We start from the raw sequence: 17,254 nt of genomic DNA on the forward strand, positions 1-17,254 counted from the left end.
GGAAGACGGCGGCCGTCGGCGCGGGCCGGGCGGGTGCCGTCAGGTGGACTCGCGGCGGACCAGGACGGCCTCGACCGCCGGCAGGGGTGCGGCGGTGCCGGTCTCGATCAGGTCGTGCAGCGCCGCGGCGACCTGCGCGGCCGACGGCACCTCCAGCCGGATCGTGGTGAGGGCCGGGCGCTGCAGGACCGCGGTCACGAGGTCGTCGCAGCCGACGACGGCGACCTCGCCGGGAACGTCGACGCCCGCGTCCCGGAGGACATGCAGCAACAGCGCCGCGTACTCGTCGTTGTAGGCGAAGACCCCGTCCAGACCGCGTTCCGCCCAGCCGCTCGCCAACGCGGCGGCGGACGCGTGGGTGTACTCCATCTCCAGCGGGGTCACCGTCGCCGTCGTCCGGGCGGCCACGCTGCGCGCACCGGCGAGCCGGGGCTCGGCGAAGGCCGACAGACCGCGCTCGCGCGGCATGACGACACCGAGGCGCCGCCGCCCCTGCGCGACGAGGTGTTCGACCGCGACGACTCCCACGCGGCGATCGTCGAAGATCACCGTGTACACACCCTCGACCGGTTGCGGCGCGAGGGCCATCAGGGCCTGAACACCGGCACGTCGCAGCACCTCCGCGCCGGCCGCGTCGAGGCTCGTGCCGTCCAGCGCCAGGACCGCGCCGGGGCGCAGCTCGGCCCAGGCGCGGGCCGCGGTGGCGGGGTCGGTGAAGCGGCCGGCGTGCAGGACGGCCGTGTAGCCGTACCGCTCCAACTCGGTGTGCAGATCGTCGATCCAGCCGCTGACCAGGCGGCCGATGGCGGACACGGCGGCCGGGACGAGCACCAGGTTGTTGCGGCCCGCGCGCAGGGAGCGGGCCGCCGCGTGCGGCACATAGCCGAGGGTGTCCGCGGCGGCGAGGACCTTCCTGCGGGTCACCTCGCTCACCCGGTGCGCCTGGGTGTTGTTCAGCACGAAGGAAACGGTGGCCCGCGAGACGCCCGCCAGCCGTGCGACATCGGCACTGGTGACGGCCGCGGCCGCTTTCCTCGCCATGACTCTCTTCCGCTCGCCGGATCCTTCCCCAGACAGCACGTTACACGCGTCACCGACCTGCTGATGCAGACCTCTGTTCAACCTCGGCAGCTGGGTGCTACACAAGGAACGCGCCAGTTGGTTACTCGTGTAAGCAAGCGAGTGTTCGGCCGCGTCTTCCGCTCCTCTCCCCTCCCCTCTCCCCCTCTTCCTCCCAGGAGTCGCCATGCCCCTGCCGACCGAAGATCTCCGGCCCGACAGCGCGACGGCCGTACCCGAGTCCCGGCAGCGGGGGCTGCTGACGTTGCTGCTCATCGCCAACGCGTCGATGTACGCGGTGTACATGGGGGTCGGCTCCGTGCTGCTGCCCACCCAGGTCGCCGCGATCGACCCGCACCACAAGGTGGCGCTGCTGGGCCTGATAGCCGGTGTCAGCTCGGTGTTCGCGACCGCCTGCAATCCGGTCGCCGGTGCGCTGTCCGACCGTTCGGGGCGGCGCGGCCCCTGGGTGCTCGGCGGCGCGCTGGCCGCACTGGCCGGTCTCGCCTTCCTGGGCAGTGTGCGCACGGCCCTGCTGGTGGGCATCGGCTGGTGCCTGGTCCAGGCGACCATGAACGTCTACCAGGCCGCCGTCACCGCCATCGTGCCCGACCGGATCCCGCCGACCCGCCGGGGCACGGCCTCCGCGCTGGTCGGTCTCGCCCTGCCGGTGGGCGGCACGCTCGGCGTCCTCATCGCGTCGAGATGCACCGGCCGTCTCTCCGTGGGGTACCTGGCGCTGGGGCTCGTGGCCGCTGCGGCGGCGGCGCTCCTGACGGCGCTCTGCCGGGACGTCGAGCGCGCCGAACGGAGCACCGCACCGGCTCCGGCCCTGCCCTGGCGTCGGCGCGCGGCGGTGTTCCTGTCCGCGCTGAGCAGCCGTGACTTCCGCTGGGCCTTCATCGGCCGCGCCCTGATGGTGCTGGGCTACTTCTCGGTCGTCGGCTACCAGCTCTACATCCTCGACGACCACATCTCACTGCCCGAGGGGCTGCGTGCGGCGGACGCCATGGCCGTCCTCACTCCGGTGTCGATGGCGGCGATGGCCGTCTCCACGCTGGTCGGCGGTCTGCTGTCGGACCGCTGGAACCGGCGCAAGGTGTTCGTCGGCGTCTCGGCGGCGCTGGCGGGCGTCGTCATGGTGGTGCCCGTGGTCGCGCCGAACTGGCCGGGGATGCTCGTCTTCAGCACGCTCAACGGGCTGGCGTTCGGCTGCTTCATGGCCGTGGACACCGCCGTCGTCACCCTCGTCCTCCCCCGTGCGGAGGACGCCGCACGCGATCTGGGCGTGCTGAACATCGCCAACGCGGGCCCGCAGATCGTGGCGCCGTTCGTCGCCTCGGCCGTGGTCACCGCGCTCGGCGGCTACACCCCGCTGTTCCTGTTCGGCGGCGCGCTGTCGCTGCTCGGCGCGCTCGCCATCCTGCCCATCCGCGGTGTGCGCTGAGCCACCCCCGGCTGGGACCCGGATACGGCCGGGGTGAGTACCGGTACTCATGTGCTTGTCCCACCGGCCCGGCAAGGTGGCCGTCATGGATCTCCCCGTGGCTCCACCGGCGTTCGACGCCACCAGCGGCCCCCAGCGGCGCGACCGCGCCGACACCGGTGCCGACATCGGAGCCGGGTGCGGCCTGGTGTTCCTGGAACTGGCGGTGCTGGTCGCCGACTTCGGGCTGTGGTTTCTGTCCGGGTTCAACCTCGACACGGCCAAGAGCGTCAAGACCGACTCGCTGTGGGGCTATCTGACCGCTGCGGCGGGGGTCGGCGCCTTCGCCCTGGTGGCGGCCCTGGTCGCGGCCCGCGCCCGTGCGATCGTGACGGTCGTCAGCCAGGTCGTCATGACCGTCGTGATCACTCTCGTGGTCTCGGCCGGTGCCCTGGCCCAGGCCCACGAGGACGGCTCGGCCGGCAACGGCGGGCGCTCCTGCCCCGCCGTACCGGCCGGGCCGCACTGCGGCTGAGGCGCTGGGCGCACTCGGGCCGTCGCGTCAGCGCGGTGTCAGCCCCTGCTGGCACCTTGGTTGTCGTGAACGGCGCGGGAGACCGCGGCCGGGAACGAGGAGAGGTGCCCGGAGTGGCTTATCGGGGACCACTGAGCATGTCTCACGGTCGGGCCCTACGGCCCGCGCAGGTTCGAATCCTGCCCTCTCCGCCGGACCTCGCCCGGCCGCGGGACATGCCCTGCGGCCGGGTCAGCCGGTCGCCAGGGCCCGCAGCCGGTCGTCGCTGCCGTTGAAGCGGTCGTGGTCCCCGACGGTCTTGCCGGACGAGGTGTACTGCCACATCGTGTACAGCGACCAGCCCGCCGGCAGCGTCCCGGCGCTCGCGGCGAAGCGGGCGATCCACAGCGGATTGGTCTTGCCGAAACCGGCGTAGTTGCCCGTGCACTCGGTCCACCAGCTGGTCGCCGTGTAGATGACCGCGTCGCGGCCGGTGCGGGACTTGTAGCGGTTCAGGAAGTCCCGGATCCAGTCGACCATGGCGCTCTTGGACTTGCCGTAGCAGGTGGCGCCGTACGGATTCCACTCGATGTCGAGTACACCCGGCAGGGTCTTGCTGTCCTTGGTCCAGGCGCCGCCGTGCTTCAGGAAGTAGTCGGCCTGGGTGGCTCCGGTGGACGCGTCCGGGGTCGCGAAGTGGTAGGCGCCGCGGATCATGCCCACCTTGTACGGACCGTCGTACTGCTGGGTGAAGTAGGGGTTGGTGTAGTTCAGCCCCTCGGTGGCCTTCGTGTACGCCCACTTGGCGGCGTCGCCCCACAGTGTCGACCAGGCGACGGCAGCCTGGTGGCTGGCGACATCGACGCCTTCGAGCTGGTTCTCACGGGTGGGTGGTGCCGTGTCGGCGCCGACGGCTCGACCGTCGTGGGCCAGGACGCCCATGCCCATGTACGCGCTGCCGCGCCGGGGTACGGGCGGGGTCGACGCGGTCTGGGCCACGGGGCTGGACAGGGTCAGGAGGAGGCCGGTCAGGACGCCCGTGAGAGCCAGGCGTGCGCCGGCGCGCTGGAGGGAAAGGGAGCTTCGCACAAGACCATCTGACCCGTCGTCGGGCGGTATCGCACTTCGGATACCGCCCAACGAGGCCATCTCAGGCCGTGCTTGGTCCGTACGGGTGGCCCCGGCCCTCGCCGGTCAGCCGTCGATGCGGTGCTGGGTCCAGAAGGAGGTGAGGTCGGTACTGGTGGCGGCCTGGGCCGCGGCCTTGAACTCGGCCGTGGTCGACACGCCGTACCAGTGCGCGGTCGCGTAGTCCTTCAGCAGTTTGGCCATGGCGGTGTCACCGAGGACGCGGCGCAGGTCGTGCAGGGCGCACTTGCCGTAGCCGTAGACGACGGTGGAGTAGCGGGAGGAGTGCGCGTCCCAGTAGGCCATGGAGTTGGTGATCTTCTCGGCGCTGGAGGCCCAGGAGACGCCGCTCCAGCAGCTGGAGCCGGTCTTGCCGAGGGCGACGTCCGTGGCGTAGTCGGTGAACGCCTCGTCCAGCCAGGGGCTGTTGTACTCGTCGTCGCCGACGATGCCGTACCACCACTGGTGGCCGATCTCGTGGGTCAGGGCGGTGGTGCTGACCACGTCCAGGACGAAGCCGGGGTACTCCATCCCGCCGAACCAGTAGTTGTCGTCGATCACGGCGTCCAGCTCGCCGTAGGGGTAGGCGCCGTAGCGGGCCGCGTGGGCGTCCACGGCGGTCTTGGCGGTGGAGAGCATGGACTGGGCGCTGGAGGAGCTGATGTCCGAGACGGAGTAGACGTTCACCGCGACGCCGGCGGACGAGGTGCCGGAGATCTTGGTGAAGGGTCCGGCGGCCCAGGCGAAGTCACGGACCTTGGAAGCCGTCGCCGTCGTCACCGTACGGCCGCTGGAGCCGGGGGTGTCGGTGGAGGTGCCGGTGGCCGGGACCAGCAGGCCGCTGGGGTGGTCCAGGGTCACCTTGAAGTCGGCGGCCAGGGAGTAGAACGACTCGCCGTTGTCGGTGTAGGGGTCGAGGTGCCAGCCGGCGCTGTCGCGGACCGCGAGGACGGGCAGGGCGTTGCCGATGAAGCTGTAGGCGCCGTCGTGGCCGAAGCGGTCGGCGCCGCTGGGCACGGTGATACCGAGGTCGAAGCCGATGGTGGCGCTCTGGCCCTGGGCGAGCGGGGCCGGCAGGTCGACCTTGAGCGCGGTGCAGGCCACGGTGGGCGACTCGGCGGTGCCGCCGCTGACATTGCTGACCCGGATCGGCGGGGCGTCGCAGGTGCCGTGGTAGTTGTCCCACAGCCGCAGATAGACCTCGTTCAGCGCGGTGGCCGAGGCGTTGGTGAAGGTCACGCTCTCGTGCCCGGTCCATTCGGTGCCGCTGGTGTCGCTGCTGAGGTTCACGGTGTACGCGGGCGCGGCCGGGGTACGGGTGGAGTCGCCCGGCGGGGGTGTGGTGCCGCCCGAGGTGTCGAGCGCGATGTCGTCGAGCACGAAGCTCGTCTGCAGGCTGGAGTCCTCGGTCCCGGTGAAGGAGAGACTGACGGTCTGTCCCGCGTACACCGACACGTCGATCGACTTCTGTACGAACCCGGTGTTCTCGTCGAGGTTCGAGTAGGTGGCCAGCGTGGTGCCGCCGACCTTGGCCGTGAGCTTGTCGTACGCGATGGACGAGGTCGTCTCGTCGGTGTCGATGTGCAGCCAGAAGGTGAGGGTGGCCGCGTCGCACCCGGCCGGGATCGTGATGGTCTGGCTCAGGGTGTCGGTATGGGTGCTGCCGACTCCGTCCAGCCAGGCGTAGGAGCTGCCGCCGTGGGCGGTCTGTCCCGAGCGGCTGGTGATGACGGTCGAGGAGGACGCCGACCACGGTGATGTCCCGCTCTCGAAGCCGCCGTTGCCGACGACCTGCGCCGGGGTGCAGGCGGCGGGTGCCGCGGCCGGCCGGGCCGCGGCGGGCGTGCCGGGGAGCACGAGGGCGGCCACCGCGGCGACGGTGAGCGCACCGGCGCCGAGGGCCTTGTGGGGGGTCGATCTCACACGCTTCTCCTTTGCGGCGGCCGGGATTCCCGGCCTGCTCGATGGCCGTGGGCCGGCTGGGGTACGCCGGGACGGCCGTGGACGGGGCTTGCGTGATCGCTGTGCGGAGAGACGCGCCGCGCCCTCATGGGGTCAGGACGCGGGCGGTTGAACTGTCGAGAGAGTGCCAGATTTGACCGGACCATGCCAGAAGGCGCGACAGCTCGCGTCACCTCGCCGGGTCGGGCGAGGCGGCGCGGGCCGCGGGGGCCCGTCGGTCAGGCCGTGCGGAGTGTGACGAAGAGTGCCGTCAGTCGGTCGCCCTGCGGGTCCTGCCAGCCGCGTGCCACATGGCCGATCGCCCCCTCGGGGCGCAGCGACGGGTTCTCCGGGCCGGGGTTCAGGACCCGGTGCACCTGGAGGATCGTGCCGTGCGGCGCGGGAAGGCGGGTGCCCTCCTGGTCGTCGGCCGGCTCGGGGGTGAAGCCGTCCAGGGGGAAGGGGGCGCCCGTGTAGGAGCGGACCACCTCGGGGTCGGGGGTGTCGTCGATGCTCTGGGCCTGTGCCTGGGCCCTGCCCTCGATGAGCGACAGCAACTCGGCGACGAGCACGGGGTCGTGGCAGCCGTCGTAGGCCCAGCGCTTGCCGAGCACGCCGTGCTCCAGCGTGCCGACGAGCGCGTGTTCAGCCCCCTGAAGCGGCGCGCCGCGGTAGGTCAACGGCACGAGGTAGGCGGTCGGTTCGGGGGTGGAGGTGTCGGTGGCCACCATGAACTCGATGCCGACCTCGCCCTTCGGGTCGTCCAGCCGGAAGCCGCCGGACTTGGTCAGCACGGGGGCGTCCGGGCCGCCGCGGTACCAGGGGCGGGTGGGCAGCCAGTCGGTGAGCAGCTCCAGCTTCGTGGGCTTGAGCGTGGTGTGGTGGATGATGGCCATGCCGGCGCTTCCCCTTCGTCGCGCGGTTGCTGACCCCAGCAGCTTGGCATACGTTCCCGCTGGTCAACCGCCCGCCCCGGTCAACGCGGGCGTCAACTGCGCCCAGGGGTTGGGCAACTCGCCGGTCACCGGGCCGCAGACCGCCGCGCCGCGCTCGTGCGCGGTCCGTACGGCGAGCGGGACGAGGGCCTCGGGGACGCCGTAGACGAGATGGCAGAACCGGTCGGGCGGTTGGCGGCCCGTCCAGGCCGGCCGGGCGAACGCCGACACATACGTGGACCAGTGGCCCTCGAAGGTGACGGTCAGATCGGCGAGGCGGGCGTACCCCGGCGCCGGGTGGACGCCCGGATTGAGCACGACCGTGGCCGCGCCCAGCCGCCGTATCTCCCGGACGAGACGTCGGCAGGCCGACAGGCCCTGCGGGGTGGCGGTCACGCGGTCCAGGAAGCAGCCGTCGGTCCGGTACCAGGCCTGGTACCGGCGCATGTCCTCGGTGACGTCCGCCTGGTCCCGGACCCCGTAGTCGGTGTCGACGTACCCGAGCAGTCGGGCCCCGGCGGTGTGCAGCGCCCGGGCGGCCGCGGTGAACGCGGGGTCCGGGGCGGCGCCGGGTCCGCTCGCCGGGTTGAGGACGACCGCGTGGGTACGGGGGGCGGCCGTGATCAGCCGGTGCCAGGCGCCGGGATCCTCGGCCGGGTGCACGTACAGCGGGACCAGCAGGCTCACGGCACGCTCTCCGCGGTGGCCGACCACAGTGCGGCGAGCGCGTCGTCGAGGGTGTGGGCCGGCCGCCAGCCGAGGGCCCGGGCCGCGGCGGAGATGTCCGAGCACTGCCACGACACCGGGGCGGAGCGCGCCGAGCCGCCGCCCGCACCCTCCTCCAACCTGCCGCGAAAATCGGCCAGTCGGGACAGCACGTGCACCAACTCCCGTACGGCTACGGCGGCCCCTCCGCTGATGTTGAGAACAGGCGGCAGATGTCCGGGCGTTGTGACGACCAGGGCCACCGCCTGGGCGACATCACGCACGTCGACGAAGTCGCGGTGCGCGGACAGGTCCCCGAGCCGCAGGAGCGCCTGCGGCTCCCGCCCGGCCGAGCGGAGCAGCGCGGCCATCCGGCCGGGCAGGCTCGCCATGGGCGCGCCCGGGCCCACCGGGTTGCCGACCCGGAGCACCACCCCGTCCAGGGCGGAGGTGGTGATCGCGACGGTGCCCGCGAGCTTGGTCGCGCCGTAGAGGGTGACCGGGCAGGCGGGCGCGGACTCGGTGACCGGGGTGCCCGGGGCCCCCGGGCCGTACTCGGCGGCCGAGCCCAGGTGCACCAGACGCGCGGTGGGGGCCGCCTCGCGCAGCGCCGCGCACAGCACGGCGGGGCCACGGGCGTTGACCTCGGCCAGCGTCACCGGGTCACCACCGGTCACACCCGCGCAGTTGACCACGGCGTCGGGCGCGGCCGCCGCCAGGGTCTTGGCGAGCCGCTCGGCCGGGTCGGCGGCGAGGTCGACGCCGAACCCGTCGGCGGACGAACGGCCGGCGGCGAGGATCCGCGCGCCCGGCAGGGCGCGCAGCCGCGCGGCCACATGGCGGCCCAGATACCCGGTGCCGCCCAGGACGAGAATGCGCATACGGACCTCAGGCTCCCTTGAGCAGCAGGGACTTGCGGCTGGTGAACTCGGCGTTGGCCCGGTCGTAGTCGTCGGGGCGGCCGATGTCCAGCCAGTAGCCGTCGAACTCGTAGGCGTGCGGCGGGTTCTGGGCCTTCAGCAGGTCGAGGACCAGTTCGTCGAAGCCGAGCGGCAGCCCCGGCGTGTATCCGTCGAGGGTGGCGCGGCTGAGGCCGTAGACGCCCATGGAGACCCGGTAGTCCATGCTGGGCTTCTCGGTGAAGGCGACGACCTTGCTGGCATCCGTGGTGAGCACGCCGAAGTCGATGTGCACCTTGCGTGCGTAGGTGGCGATGGTCAGCGGTGCGCCCGCCTGCTTGTGCCGGCGCAGCACGTCGGCGTAGTCGAGGTCGGTGAGGATGTCGCCGTTCATCACGAGAAACGTCTCGGGCAGCCGTTCCCTGAGGCCGAGCAGCGGGCCCATGGTGCCGAGCGGGCTCTCCTCGGTGGCGTAGTCGACCGCCATGCCCCACTGGGAGCCGTCGCCGACATAGGCGCGGATGATCTCGCCGAGGTGGCCTATCGCGAGGGTGCAGCGGTTGAAGCCGGCCGCCGTCAGCTGGCGCAGCACGATCTCCAGGATGGCGTGCTGGTCGCCGATGGGGACGAGCGGCTTGGGCAGTGCGGTGGTGTACGGCCGCAGCCGTACGCCCTTGCCTCCCGCCAGGATCACTGCGTGCATGGGCTTCTCCTTCGAAGAAGTCGTGGCGTGCCGGACGGGTCAGATGTTGTAGATGCCGGTCTTGTAGCGGGCCAGGTTGGCCGGGTCGCGGAAGAAGTCCACGGTGTGCGCGAGGCCCTGCTCCAGGGTGTGGGCGGGCCGCCAGCCGGTGGCCGCGGCGAGCCGGGAGGCGTCGGCGACGAGCCGCATCACCTCGGAGTTCGCGGGCCGGATGCGCGCCGGGTCCGCACGGACGTCGAGGGCGCTGTCCATGACCTTGCCGATCAGCGCGACCAGGTCGCCGACCGAGATCTCGCCGCCCGTACCGGCGTTGAAGGTGCGTCCGAGGACCTGTTCGGCGGGCGCCGTGCCGACCGCGAGGAAGGCCTGCGCGGTGTCCTTGACGAAGGTGAAGTCGCGGGTGGGGCGCAGATCGCCCAGGGTGAGGGTGCGCTCCCCCGCCGCGACCTGGCCGATGACGGTGGGGATGACCGCGCGCATCGACTGGCGCGGCCCGAAGGTGTTGAACGGCCTGAGGGTCACGACCGGGGTGCCGAAGCTCGCGTGGTAGCTGTCGGCCAGCCGGTCCCCGCCGGCCTTCGAAGCGGCGTACGGGGACTGGGTGTTGATGGGGTGGTCCTCGGTGATCGGCACGGTCTGCGCGGTGCCGTAGGTCTCGCTGGTGGACGTGTGCACGAGCCGGGGTGTGCCGAGCGCCCGTACGGCTTCGAGGACGTTGAGGGTGCCGGTGACGTTGGTCTCCACGTAGCTGTGCGGGGCCTGGTAGGAGTACGGGATCGCGATCAGCGCGGCCAAGTGGTAGGCGGTGTCGGCGCCTTCGAGGAGTCCGCGGACCGAGCCGGGATCGCGGACGTCACCGAGGACGATCTCCACCTGGTCGAGGACGTCCGGGGCGAGGGTCTCCAGCCAGCCGTAGGAGGAGAAGGAGTTGTACTGGGCCATGGCTCTGACCCGGTGTCCCGACGCCACGAGGGCCTCGGTGAGGTGGGAGCCGATGAAACCCTCGGCTCCGGTGACGGCGGCGAGCGGTGCGGAGGTCAACTGGTCAGTCCTTCCGGTGGTTCGGTCGGTTCAGGAGTCGCGGGCGGGTCGACGGGTAGGGCGGGACGGCTGCCCGGGCATCAGGCGTGCCGTGCCGGTCGTCCGAGCAGGCGCAGCACGCATGTCACCAGGCACAGCGTGGCCGCGCCGCAGCACAGCGGCAGGACCGGCGGTCCCGGGGGCAGGCGCAGCGCGGTGGTGACACCGGCGGCGCCCGCGGCCGCCAGGCAGACGGCGGCCGGCGGCCAGGCCGCCCCGAACGCCTGGAGCAGCAGCGCGGTCCACAGGGTGGCCGCGAGCAGCGGCAGCGCGGCGGGTCCGGCATCGGTCAGCCATGCGGCGGGCAGCAGGGGCAGGACGTAGAGGAGCAGACACAGTCCCAGGACTCCGGCCGAGCGCAGGAGGAACCCGACAGGTGTGGCGGTGGCGCGCAGCGCGGACACGGACAGCCCGCGGTAGCGGAACAGCAGCCACTCGGCCGGTCCCATGCTGAGTGTGAGAACGATGACCGCGGAGGGTGCCCGCCGGGCCTCCAGCAGGACGAGGACCCCGGCGGCCAGCCCGAACAGCCCGTACGGCAGGGATGACCGCAACGGTGGCCGCCCGCCCTCGGGGACGGCGGGGACGGCCAGGGCCTCCCGCAGCACCCGGCCGGCCGCGACGAGCGTGGCCAGAAGTGCCAGCAGCGGCAGGCCGGCCCGCGGTGCGGTGCCCGGGTCCGCCCACGGGAGTACGGCGGCACCCACGATCAGCGGTGACAGCGCGGCCAGCAGCAGTCGCTCACGCCCCAGCACGAGCAGCACCCCCGCGGCCGCCATGTACAGCGACTGCGCGGACGCGGCGAGGGTCGCGGCGCCGCCTCGGGCGAACGGCGCGGCTACGGCCGTGGCCAGCGCCGCGCCCAGGAGTGCGCCGGTCAGCAGGGTGCGGCCCACCTCCCGTCGCCCGGTGGTCATCCGCAGGTGCGCACGGTGGCCGAGAGCCTGCCCCCAGGCCCAGGAGACCAGTCCGGCCGCGATCAGAGCGGGGGCCGGACTTCCGGAATGCCACAGGGGCTCGGTCAGCAGATACGCAAGCCCCGGCAGGGCGAAGAGCACGCCCCGCAGCAGGCACCGCAAGGTGTCCGGTCGCCAGGGGTCGGCCGGCCGAGCGGGCTCGGGAAAGGTGCGGGGTATCCGCTCGTACAGCGCGGCGGCGAGCGAGAAGAGGTTCGGATGCCCGTAGCGTTCCTTGATCACCTCGGCGGCCAGGCCCTCCGCCTCCAGCAGTGCGGCCACCTCGTAGGGGTGGACGGCGGGCCCGATGCGGTCGGCGAGTTCGGCGGCCAGTTCGCTGACCGCCTGCTCATCGGGGCCGCGTCGCGGCAGCCGCACGGCGAAGCTGCTCTCGCCGAAGGCGCCGGGGTGCGGGCGGCGCGGCGGTCGCGGAGCGGCCAGCCGGAGCGCCAGGGTGTCCTGCTGCGGCCCTCCGGGTTCGAGGGACATCGGCCCGCTCATCCGGCCAGACCTCCCGAACCCGTGACCACCGGTGCGGGCGGCCGCGCCGGTCCGAGGCCGGGCTGTACGGCCGCCGACTTCGCGGTGGACGTGGACAGTTCGAGGTAGATGGAGCGGAAGGTGTCGATGGTCTGGCGCAGGGTGAACTGGTCGATCACGCGCAGCCGGGCAGCCTCCCCCATCGCTGTGCGGCGCCCCGGGTCGCCCAGCAGTTCCACCGCCGCCGCGGCCATCCGGGCGGGGTCGCGCGGCGGGACGACGAGCCCGGTGTCGCCGACGGCCTCGCGTACGCCGCCGACGTCGGTGGAGACGGTGGCCCGGCCGCAGGACATGGCCTCGATGAGCGTGAACGGGAAGCCCTCGCTGATGCTGGAGAGCATCACGACGTTCCCGGCCGCGTAGGCGTCCTTGATGTCGTCGACCCGGCCCTCGAAGGTGACGGCGTCCGCGTGCCCCAGTTCGGCCGCGAGTGCCTCGCAGCGTTCCCGGTACGCCTCGCCGCCGCGCGGTGTGCCGCCGAACAGCCGCAGCCGGGCCTCGGGTATCTCCGCCCTGACCAGGGCGAAGGCCCGTATCAGGGTCTCCAGGTCCTTGATCGGGTCCACCCGGCCCGCCCAACTGAGGGTGGGTGTCCCGGGTTCGGGTCCGGCGGGCGGGAAGGCGGCGGGGTCGACCCCGTTGTAGACCGTCCGGATGGCTTGCGGGTCGGCGCCGCCCTGCTCCTCCCACAGCCGGTTGTAGCGGTTGCCCGGGGTGATCAGGGCGGCCCTGCGGTAGCTCTCCTCGGCGAGCAGCCGGAAGAAGCCGAGGACGACGGCCTTGACCGGCCAGCGGTAGGGGGCGGTGCGATAGCCGAGGTAGCGCTCGCGCAGATAGACGCCGTGCTCGGTGAGCAGCAGCGGGACGTCATGGCGGGCCAGCCCGGCGAGTCCGGGCAGGACGGCGACGCCGCCGCTGACCGCGTGGGCCACGCCGTGCCGGGGCGGCGGTGCGGCGAGCGGGCGCAGGGCGTGTTCCAGCAGGGCGGTGGCGGTGACCGCGTCGTGCAGGGTGGGCCGGGCCTCGCGGACGGCGAGGCCGGGGCGGTTCCATACGGCGGCCAGGACGGCGATGGCGCGGTCGCCGCGCAGGAAAGGGCTCAGTGTGCCGTCGGCCGCCGCCCCGCCCAGGGTGTAGAGCGCGGATGCGAACTGGTCCTCGGCATGCGGGTCGAGCAGGGCGGTGAGGAGGCGTTCGTAGGCGGCGGCGAGCCGGCGCAGGGCGCGGCCGCGGGGTGCGCGGCCCTGCGGCGGGTCTCCCCACATGGGTACGGAGAGCACCTGGCGGACATGGGCGGGCAGGTCCCATACGACGGGTTCGCGGCCGGTGCCGGTGACGGCGACGATCTCGAAGTCGAGGTCGGGCATGCCCTGGACGAGCTGGTCGCACCAGACGCTGACGCCGCCGTGGCTGTGCGGGTAGGTGCCTTCGGTGAGCAGGGTGACGTGCGCCGCGCCGGGGCGGCGCACGGCGTGCTGAACGTGCATCGATGGGGCTCCACGGCCGAGGTGTGGGGTGGTCGCGCGGGTTCCGGCCGGCGACTGCCGCCGGCCGGAACCTCCTTCAGTGCGCCGTTCAGTTGCCCGGGGTGTACGGGACCTGCTTTCTCACGCCCGCCGGAACCTTGGTGCGCGGGGCGGGAGCGGTGGCCGGCGCGGCGGTGTGCGCGGTGCCGGCCGGGGAGGACGGGGAGGACGGCAGGGTGAAGGTGAGCGGGGTGCCGGAGGAGGGCGTCCAGCCGGACAGCTCGCCCGCGTAGGCCGTGCCGAAGGCGGCGCCGCCCGCGGTGGTGCCGGTGGGCAGGGTCGCGGTCACGGCGGTGCCGCTCGGCGCCTGCACGGTGACGGTGTCGCCGATGCGGTAGGCGGTGACCCGGCCGGCGTCCACGGCGCTCTTCCAGGCGGCGCGGCGCTGCAGTTCGGTGCCGATGTCCTTCATCCGCAGGTTGACCAGCGGGGTGTTGTCCGCGAACAGGGCGTCGTAGCCGTCGAGTACGCCGTTCAGGACCGGGTAGGCGATGCGGTCCTCGGCGAGGTTGGACTGGTGGATGAAGTGCGGCTTGGGGTCGCCCGAGAGCACATGGCCGAGGGCGATACGGGTCTCCAGCGGCACGATGTAGTCCTTGTACCCGGTGGCGGTGTCCAGCGGAGCCGAAAGACACGTGGTCGTCGCGGGGTTGTCCTCGCAGATGCCGCTGCCGCCCTGGGCGCGGCCGGTGTAGAGCCAGTTGTACTCGTCGGTCTCTTCGGAGGCCTTGCCCGCGTTGTAGAAGACGTTCATCGGATAGCGGGAGACGGTGCTGGCGGGGCCGACCACGCGCTGGTCGGGGTCGCGGGAGTTGTCCGCGGCGAGCCACTTGACCCCGTTGTCGGTCAGCGCGGGCGCCAGGTTGGGGTTGTCCACGGGCTGCTGCGGCAGGATGCGCAGCCCGGAGTGCTCGCCGGTGACCAACTCGTCGTTCTGCAGCGGGAGTCCGACGGCCTGGCCCCAGGCGCGGTTGGTGGCGATCTCGTAGTCGATGGTGGCGCGGCCGACCCACTTGGTGCTGCCGTCGGCGTTGGTCTCGCACCTCCACGGCACCACGGTGGTGTTCTGCTCGCAGCCGAGGAAGGCGTGTGTGTAGGTGTGGTTGACCCAGCGGAACTCGGCACGGTCGGCGATGAGTCTGTCGGCGAGCTGGTCGACGCCGTTGTTGTCCACGCGCTGGTCGGTGCTGCCCGCGCCGTTGTAGACGAGATCGAGGGTGAAGTGGTGGCTGTTCTGCCAGGCGGTGGCGTAGTCGACGTCGGCCGGGGTCATCCGGATCGGGCTCGGCGTGCCTGCGGCGTTGGTGCAGTCGACATCGCCGGGCGTGCAGTTGAGCTGGGTGTCCCAGCGGTCGTCGGCGGCGAGGACGTCGTCCACGTGCACGGCGAAGTAGTTGCGGGAGGCGCCGAGGTGGACGCCGCCGGTCATCCACTCCACGATGCCGCGGGCCAGCAGCCGGAACTGCTGCTGGTACTGGTTGTAGACGAAGGTGACGACCAGTTCGCGCCGCCCGTCGTGCCGGTACTCGCCGACCAGCGAGCCCTGCTGGGAGCTGCCGGGGATGGGGGCCTGCACGTACGGCGTGAAGTCGGCGCCGGGTGCGGGCGTGGACAGATAGGCGTAACTCTCGCCCACGGAGGGGGAGTTGTCCTCGAACGGCACGGCGCCGTCGAGGTAGCCGAAGGGTCCGGCCTTGCCGGCGGTGGTCACCTCGGCCTGTACGCCGTCGATGCTGCCCGAGTAGCCGCCGGAGGTGGGGACCTGCAGGCCGGCCTGCGGGCGGGCGTAGGTGTAGGCGTCGACCTGGGGAACGGCGTAGGTCTGCTCGTAGGCGGCGAGCGCGGCCATCTCGGCGCTGCCGGCCGGGAACGGGTTGTCGTTGGGCAGGACGACGGCCTGGAACTTGGCGCGCGGCCGGCCGTCGACGGTGTCGGCGAGGAACCCGGCGTCGATGGTGGGCCGGCCGGAGCTGGTCAGATCGACCTTGGTGTACGGCGTTCCGGCGGTGGTGAGTTCGGCGGCTATCGCGTCGGTGGCCGGGCCGCCGTCGCTCACCACCAGGACTCTGAGGTCGATGCGCGGTGCGCTGGTGTCGGCGCGAGCCGGGCCGGCCTGCAGGCCGAGCGCGGCGGTCAGTGCGCCCACGGTCAGCGCGGTGGTGCGGATGGTCCGCTTCATGCGGTGAAGTCCCCTCCCCGGGCAGGGGTGAGCACGGCTCCGTGGAGCGGACGCACCCCCTTGCGCGACGCCGGCGTCCCCCTCAGAAGCCGGTCGTCGACGCATCCGTCGCGTCACATGGTGATGGCCCTGTGTAGCTTTTGTGGTGGACTTACGAAACCTGACGGAAAAGCGCAGGTATCAAACGCCCGCCGCAGGCAACCTCGTGGGTCATTTTTCCGTCCCCAAGCGAGGGGGCACCGCGAACGGACGACTCCCTTCCACCGCTGCGACCCCGGTACGACGCACCGACGGACCGCGATGGTCCGCCGGGCGAGGTGCGAGCGGTCCGCGCCGCGCGGGACGTGGGGCGGGGAGGCCGAATTCCGTCCCTCAGGGCCGCGGAACCGGGGCGTCCGTCAGGCGCAGAGCACGCGGGTCTCGGGCGTGTAGACAGGCCCGCCGCTGGTGTTGGTGCTGTCGCTGAACTCGGCGTAGTAGTACGAGTAGAAGCCGATGTTGCCGTTGCAGCCGGAGTCGGCGGCGATCTGCAGGGTCAGCGTGACGGTGCGGCTCTGGCCGGGCGGGATGGTGGCGCCGTAGTTGCCGCCGAGGTTGCTCGGGCCGATGCCGGAACAGGGTGCGGCACCGGCGGCGGTGGCCAGACTGCATCCGGTGAAGCTGAACTTCAGGTCCGGGCGCTGGGTGGTGAGCCAGGTCGGGTCGATGGTCTGGTACACGAACCAGATGTCGTAGGTCTTGTTGTTGGTGATCGTCATCGACAGCTTCACGGTGCCGCCGGGGGTGGTGGTGGCACTGTCGGTGGCGAAGGTCAGCGCGGCCGGCGCGGTCGGCGCGGTCGGCGCGGGATCGGCGGCGCTGGCGCCGGGGGCGAACCCGAAGACGGCGAGGACGAAGGCGAGGACTGCGGTGAGACCGAGACGTCTCATCAGGGGTGATCGCATGGCCCGGGAGGCTAGGCACGCGATCGGCGCGGCGTCTGCACCACGGACGCGCCCGCGCGCATCGATCGGCCGAAAGTGAGCGCTATGTGAAGGGCCCGTGAGGGATGCGTGATGACACCTCGCGGGCCTAGTCTCCGCACCCTGCGGGCGGGTGACGCAAGGGTCGGCGCGGGTGCGGCGGAAGGGTGGTGTGGCGGTCCGGGTATTGGCGGGGACGAGATGCCTCACGTCCGGCGGAACGAGGCCCACCGTTTGCGGAGAGGGCCAACTATCGGCCAACCACCCGATTCCGGCCGGGCGTTGGGGCTCCAGGAAGGCCGGAACGCGCGGCTGGGCCGCCCTGTACGGGGCGGCCCAGCCGTCTCTCACGGATGTTCCAGATTCCCTCAGCCGGTCATGTCACCGGCGTTCACACGTCCAGCGGCCCCTCCTCCTCGTCGTGGTCATGGTGCGACTCATGCGACTCACCCTTCTTCGACTCCTTCTTCGGGTGCTGCGGATACTGGGGCTTCACAGGGTGCTGCGGGTACTCGGGCTTGACCGGATGCTGCGGGTACTCCGGCTTCACCGGATGCTGCGGGTACTCCGGCTTCACCGGATGCTGCGGGTACTCCGGCTTGACCGGATGCTGCGGGTACTCCGGCTTCACCGGATGCTGCGGGTACTCCGGCTTCACCGGATGCTGCGGGTACTCCGGCTTCACCGGATGCTGCGGGTAC

Annotated in this window: 14 protein-coding genes and 2 pseudogenes; 3 read left to right on the top strand and 13 right to left on the bottom strand. The window is 72.2% G+C overall.

Annotated elements, in window-relative coordinates:
* Window positions 1–39: 39 nt before the first annotated feature.
* Window positions 40–1,041 (bottom strand): LacI family DNA-binding transcriptional regulator, encoded by a 1,002-nt coding sequence (locus AB0L75_RS19725; protein ID WP_365182398.1) that lies wholly within the window; start codon window positions 1,039–1,041, stop codon window positions 40–42.
* Between the two features lie 205 nt (window positions 1,042–1,246).
* Here AB0L75_RS19725 and AB0L75_RS19730 point away from each other — a divergent pair, with 205 nt between their 5' ends.
* From AB0L75_RS19730 to AB0L75_RS19740, 3 genes and pseudogenes are all read left to right on the top strand, one after another.
* A complete protein-coding gene (locus AB0L75_RS19730; protein ID WP_365182400.1) occupies window positions 1,247–2,506 on the top strand; it encodes an MFS transporter in 1,260 nt (419 codons plus the stop codon).
* Window positions 2,507–2,591: 85 nt separating this feature from the next.
* Entirely contained in the window at window positions 2,592–3,020 is a 429-nt protein-coding gene (locus tag AB0L75_RS19735) for a DUF6234 family protein (protein WP_365182402.1), read from the top strand.
* A 98-nt stretch (window positions 3,021–3,118) separates the two neighbouring features.
* Window positions 3,119–3,211, top strand: a pseudogene (locus AB0L75_RS19740).
* Window positions 3,212–3,251: 40 nt separating this feature from the next.
* On the opposite strand, the gene AB0L75_RS19745 reads toward AB0L75_RS19740, so the two are convergent.
* From AB0L75_RS19745 to AB0L75_RS19800, 12 genes and pseudogenes are all read right to left on the bottom strand, one after another.
* Window positions 3,252–4,088, bottom strand: a complete 837-nt coding sequence (locus AB0L75_RS19745) for a lysozyme (protein ID WP_365182404.1) — start codon at window positions 4,086–4,088, stop codon at window positions 3,252–3,254.
* 105 nt (window positions 4,089–4,193) lie between these two features.
* Window positions 4,194–6,050: a M1 family aminopeptidase gene (locus tag AB0L75_RS19750; protein WP_365182406.1), complete on the bottom strand. Its 1,857-nt coding sequence runs from the start codon at window positions 6,048–6,050 to the stop codon at window positions 4,194–4,196.
* Between the two features lie 257 nt (window positions 6,051–6,307).
* Complete coding sequence (locus tag AB0L75_RS19755; RefSeq protein ID WP_365182408.1) at window positions 6,308–6,964, bottom strand: 1,4-alpha-glucan branching protein; 657 nt, start codon at window positions 6,962–6,964, stop codon at window positions 6,308–6,310.
* A 63-nt stretch (window positions 6,965–7,027) separates the two neighbouring features.
* The gene (locus tag AB0L75_RS19760; RefSeq protein ID WP_365182410.1) at window positions 7,028–7,690 is read right to left on the bottom strand and encodes a spherulation-specific family 4 protein; all 663 of its coding nucleotides are present in this window, start codon (window positions 7,688–7,690) and stop codon (window positions 7,028–7,030) included.
* A complete protein-coding gene (locus AB0L75_RS19765; RefSeq protein ID WP_365182412.1) occupies window positions 7,687–8,589 on the bottom strand; it encodes an NAD(P)-dependent oxidoreductase in 903 nt (300 codons plus the stop codon). The genes AB0L75_RS19760 and AB0L75_RS19765 overlap by 4 nt, the downstream gene beginning before the upstream one ends.
* Window positions 8,590–8,596: 7 nt before the next feature.
* Window positions 8,597–9,310, bottom strand: coding sequence for a sugar phosphate nucleotidyltransferase (locus AB0L75_RS19770; protein WP_365182413.1), 714 nt, complete (start codon window positions 9,308–9,310; stop codon window positions 8,597–8,599).
* A 39-nt stretch (window positions 9,311–9,349) separates the two neighbouring features.
* Entirely contained in the window at window positions 9,350–10,351 is a 1,002-nt protein-coding gene (locus AB0L75_RS19775) for a GDP-mannose 4,6-dehydratase (RefSeq protein ID WP_365182415.1), read from the bottom strand.
* A gap of 80 nt (window positions 10,352–10,431) precedes the next feature.
* Window positions 10,432–11,847 (bottom strand): hypothetical protein, encoded by a 1,416-nt coding sequence (locus AB0L75_RS19780; protein ID WP_365182417.1) that lies wholly within the window; start codon window positions 11,845–11,847, stop codon window positions 10,432–10,434.
* A complete protein-coding gene (gene pelF, locus AB0L75_RS19785; RefSeq protein WP_365182419.1) occupies window positions 11,844–13,373 on the bottom strand; it encodes a GT4 family glycosyltransferase PelF in 1,530 nt (509 codons plus the stop codon). The genes AB0L75_RS19780 and pelF overlap by 4 nt, the downstream gene beginning before the upstream one ends.
* 88 nt (window positions 13,374–13,461) lie before the next feature.
* Window positions 13,462–15,591: a hypothetical protein gene (locus AB0L75_RS19790; protein ID WP_365182421.1), complete on the bottom strand. Its 2,130-nt coding sequence runs from the start codon at window positions 15,589–15,591 to the stop codon at window positions 13,462–13,464.
* Window positions 15,592–15,989: 398 nt separating this feature from the next.
* Window positions 15,990–16,535, bottom strand: coding sequence for a hypothetical protein (locus tag AB0L75_RS19795; RefSeq protein WP_365182423.1), 546 nt, complete (start codon window positions 16,533–16,535; stop codon window positions 15,990–15,992).
* A 409-nt stretch (window positions 16,536–16,944) separates the two neighbouring features.
* Window positions 16,945–17,254: pseudogene (locus AB0L75_RS19800) on the bottom strand (hypothetical protein); the annotation flags it as partial.

Source organism: Streptomyces sp. NPDC052101, assembly GCF_040680235.1.
GTDB lineage: Bacteria > Actinomycetota > Actinomycetes > Streptomycetales > Streptomycetaceae > Streptomyces.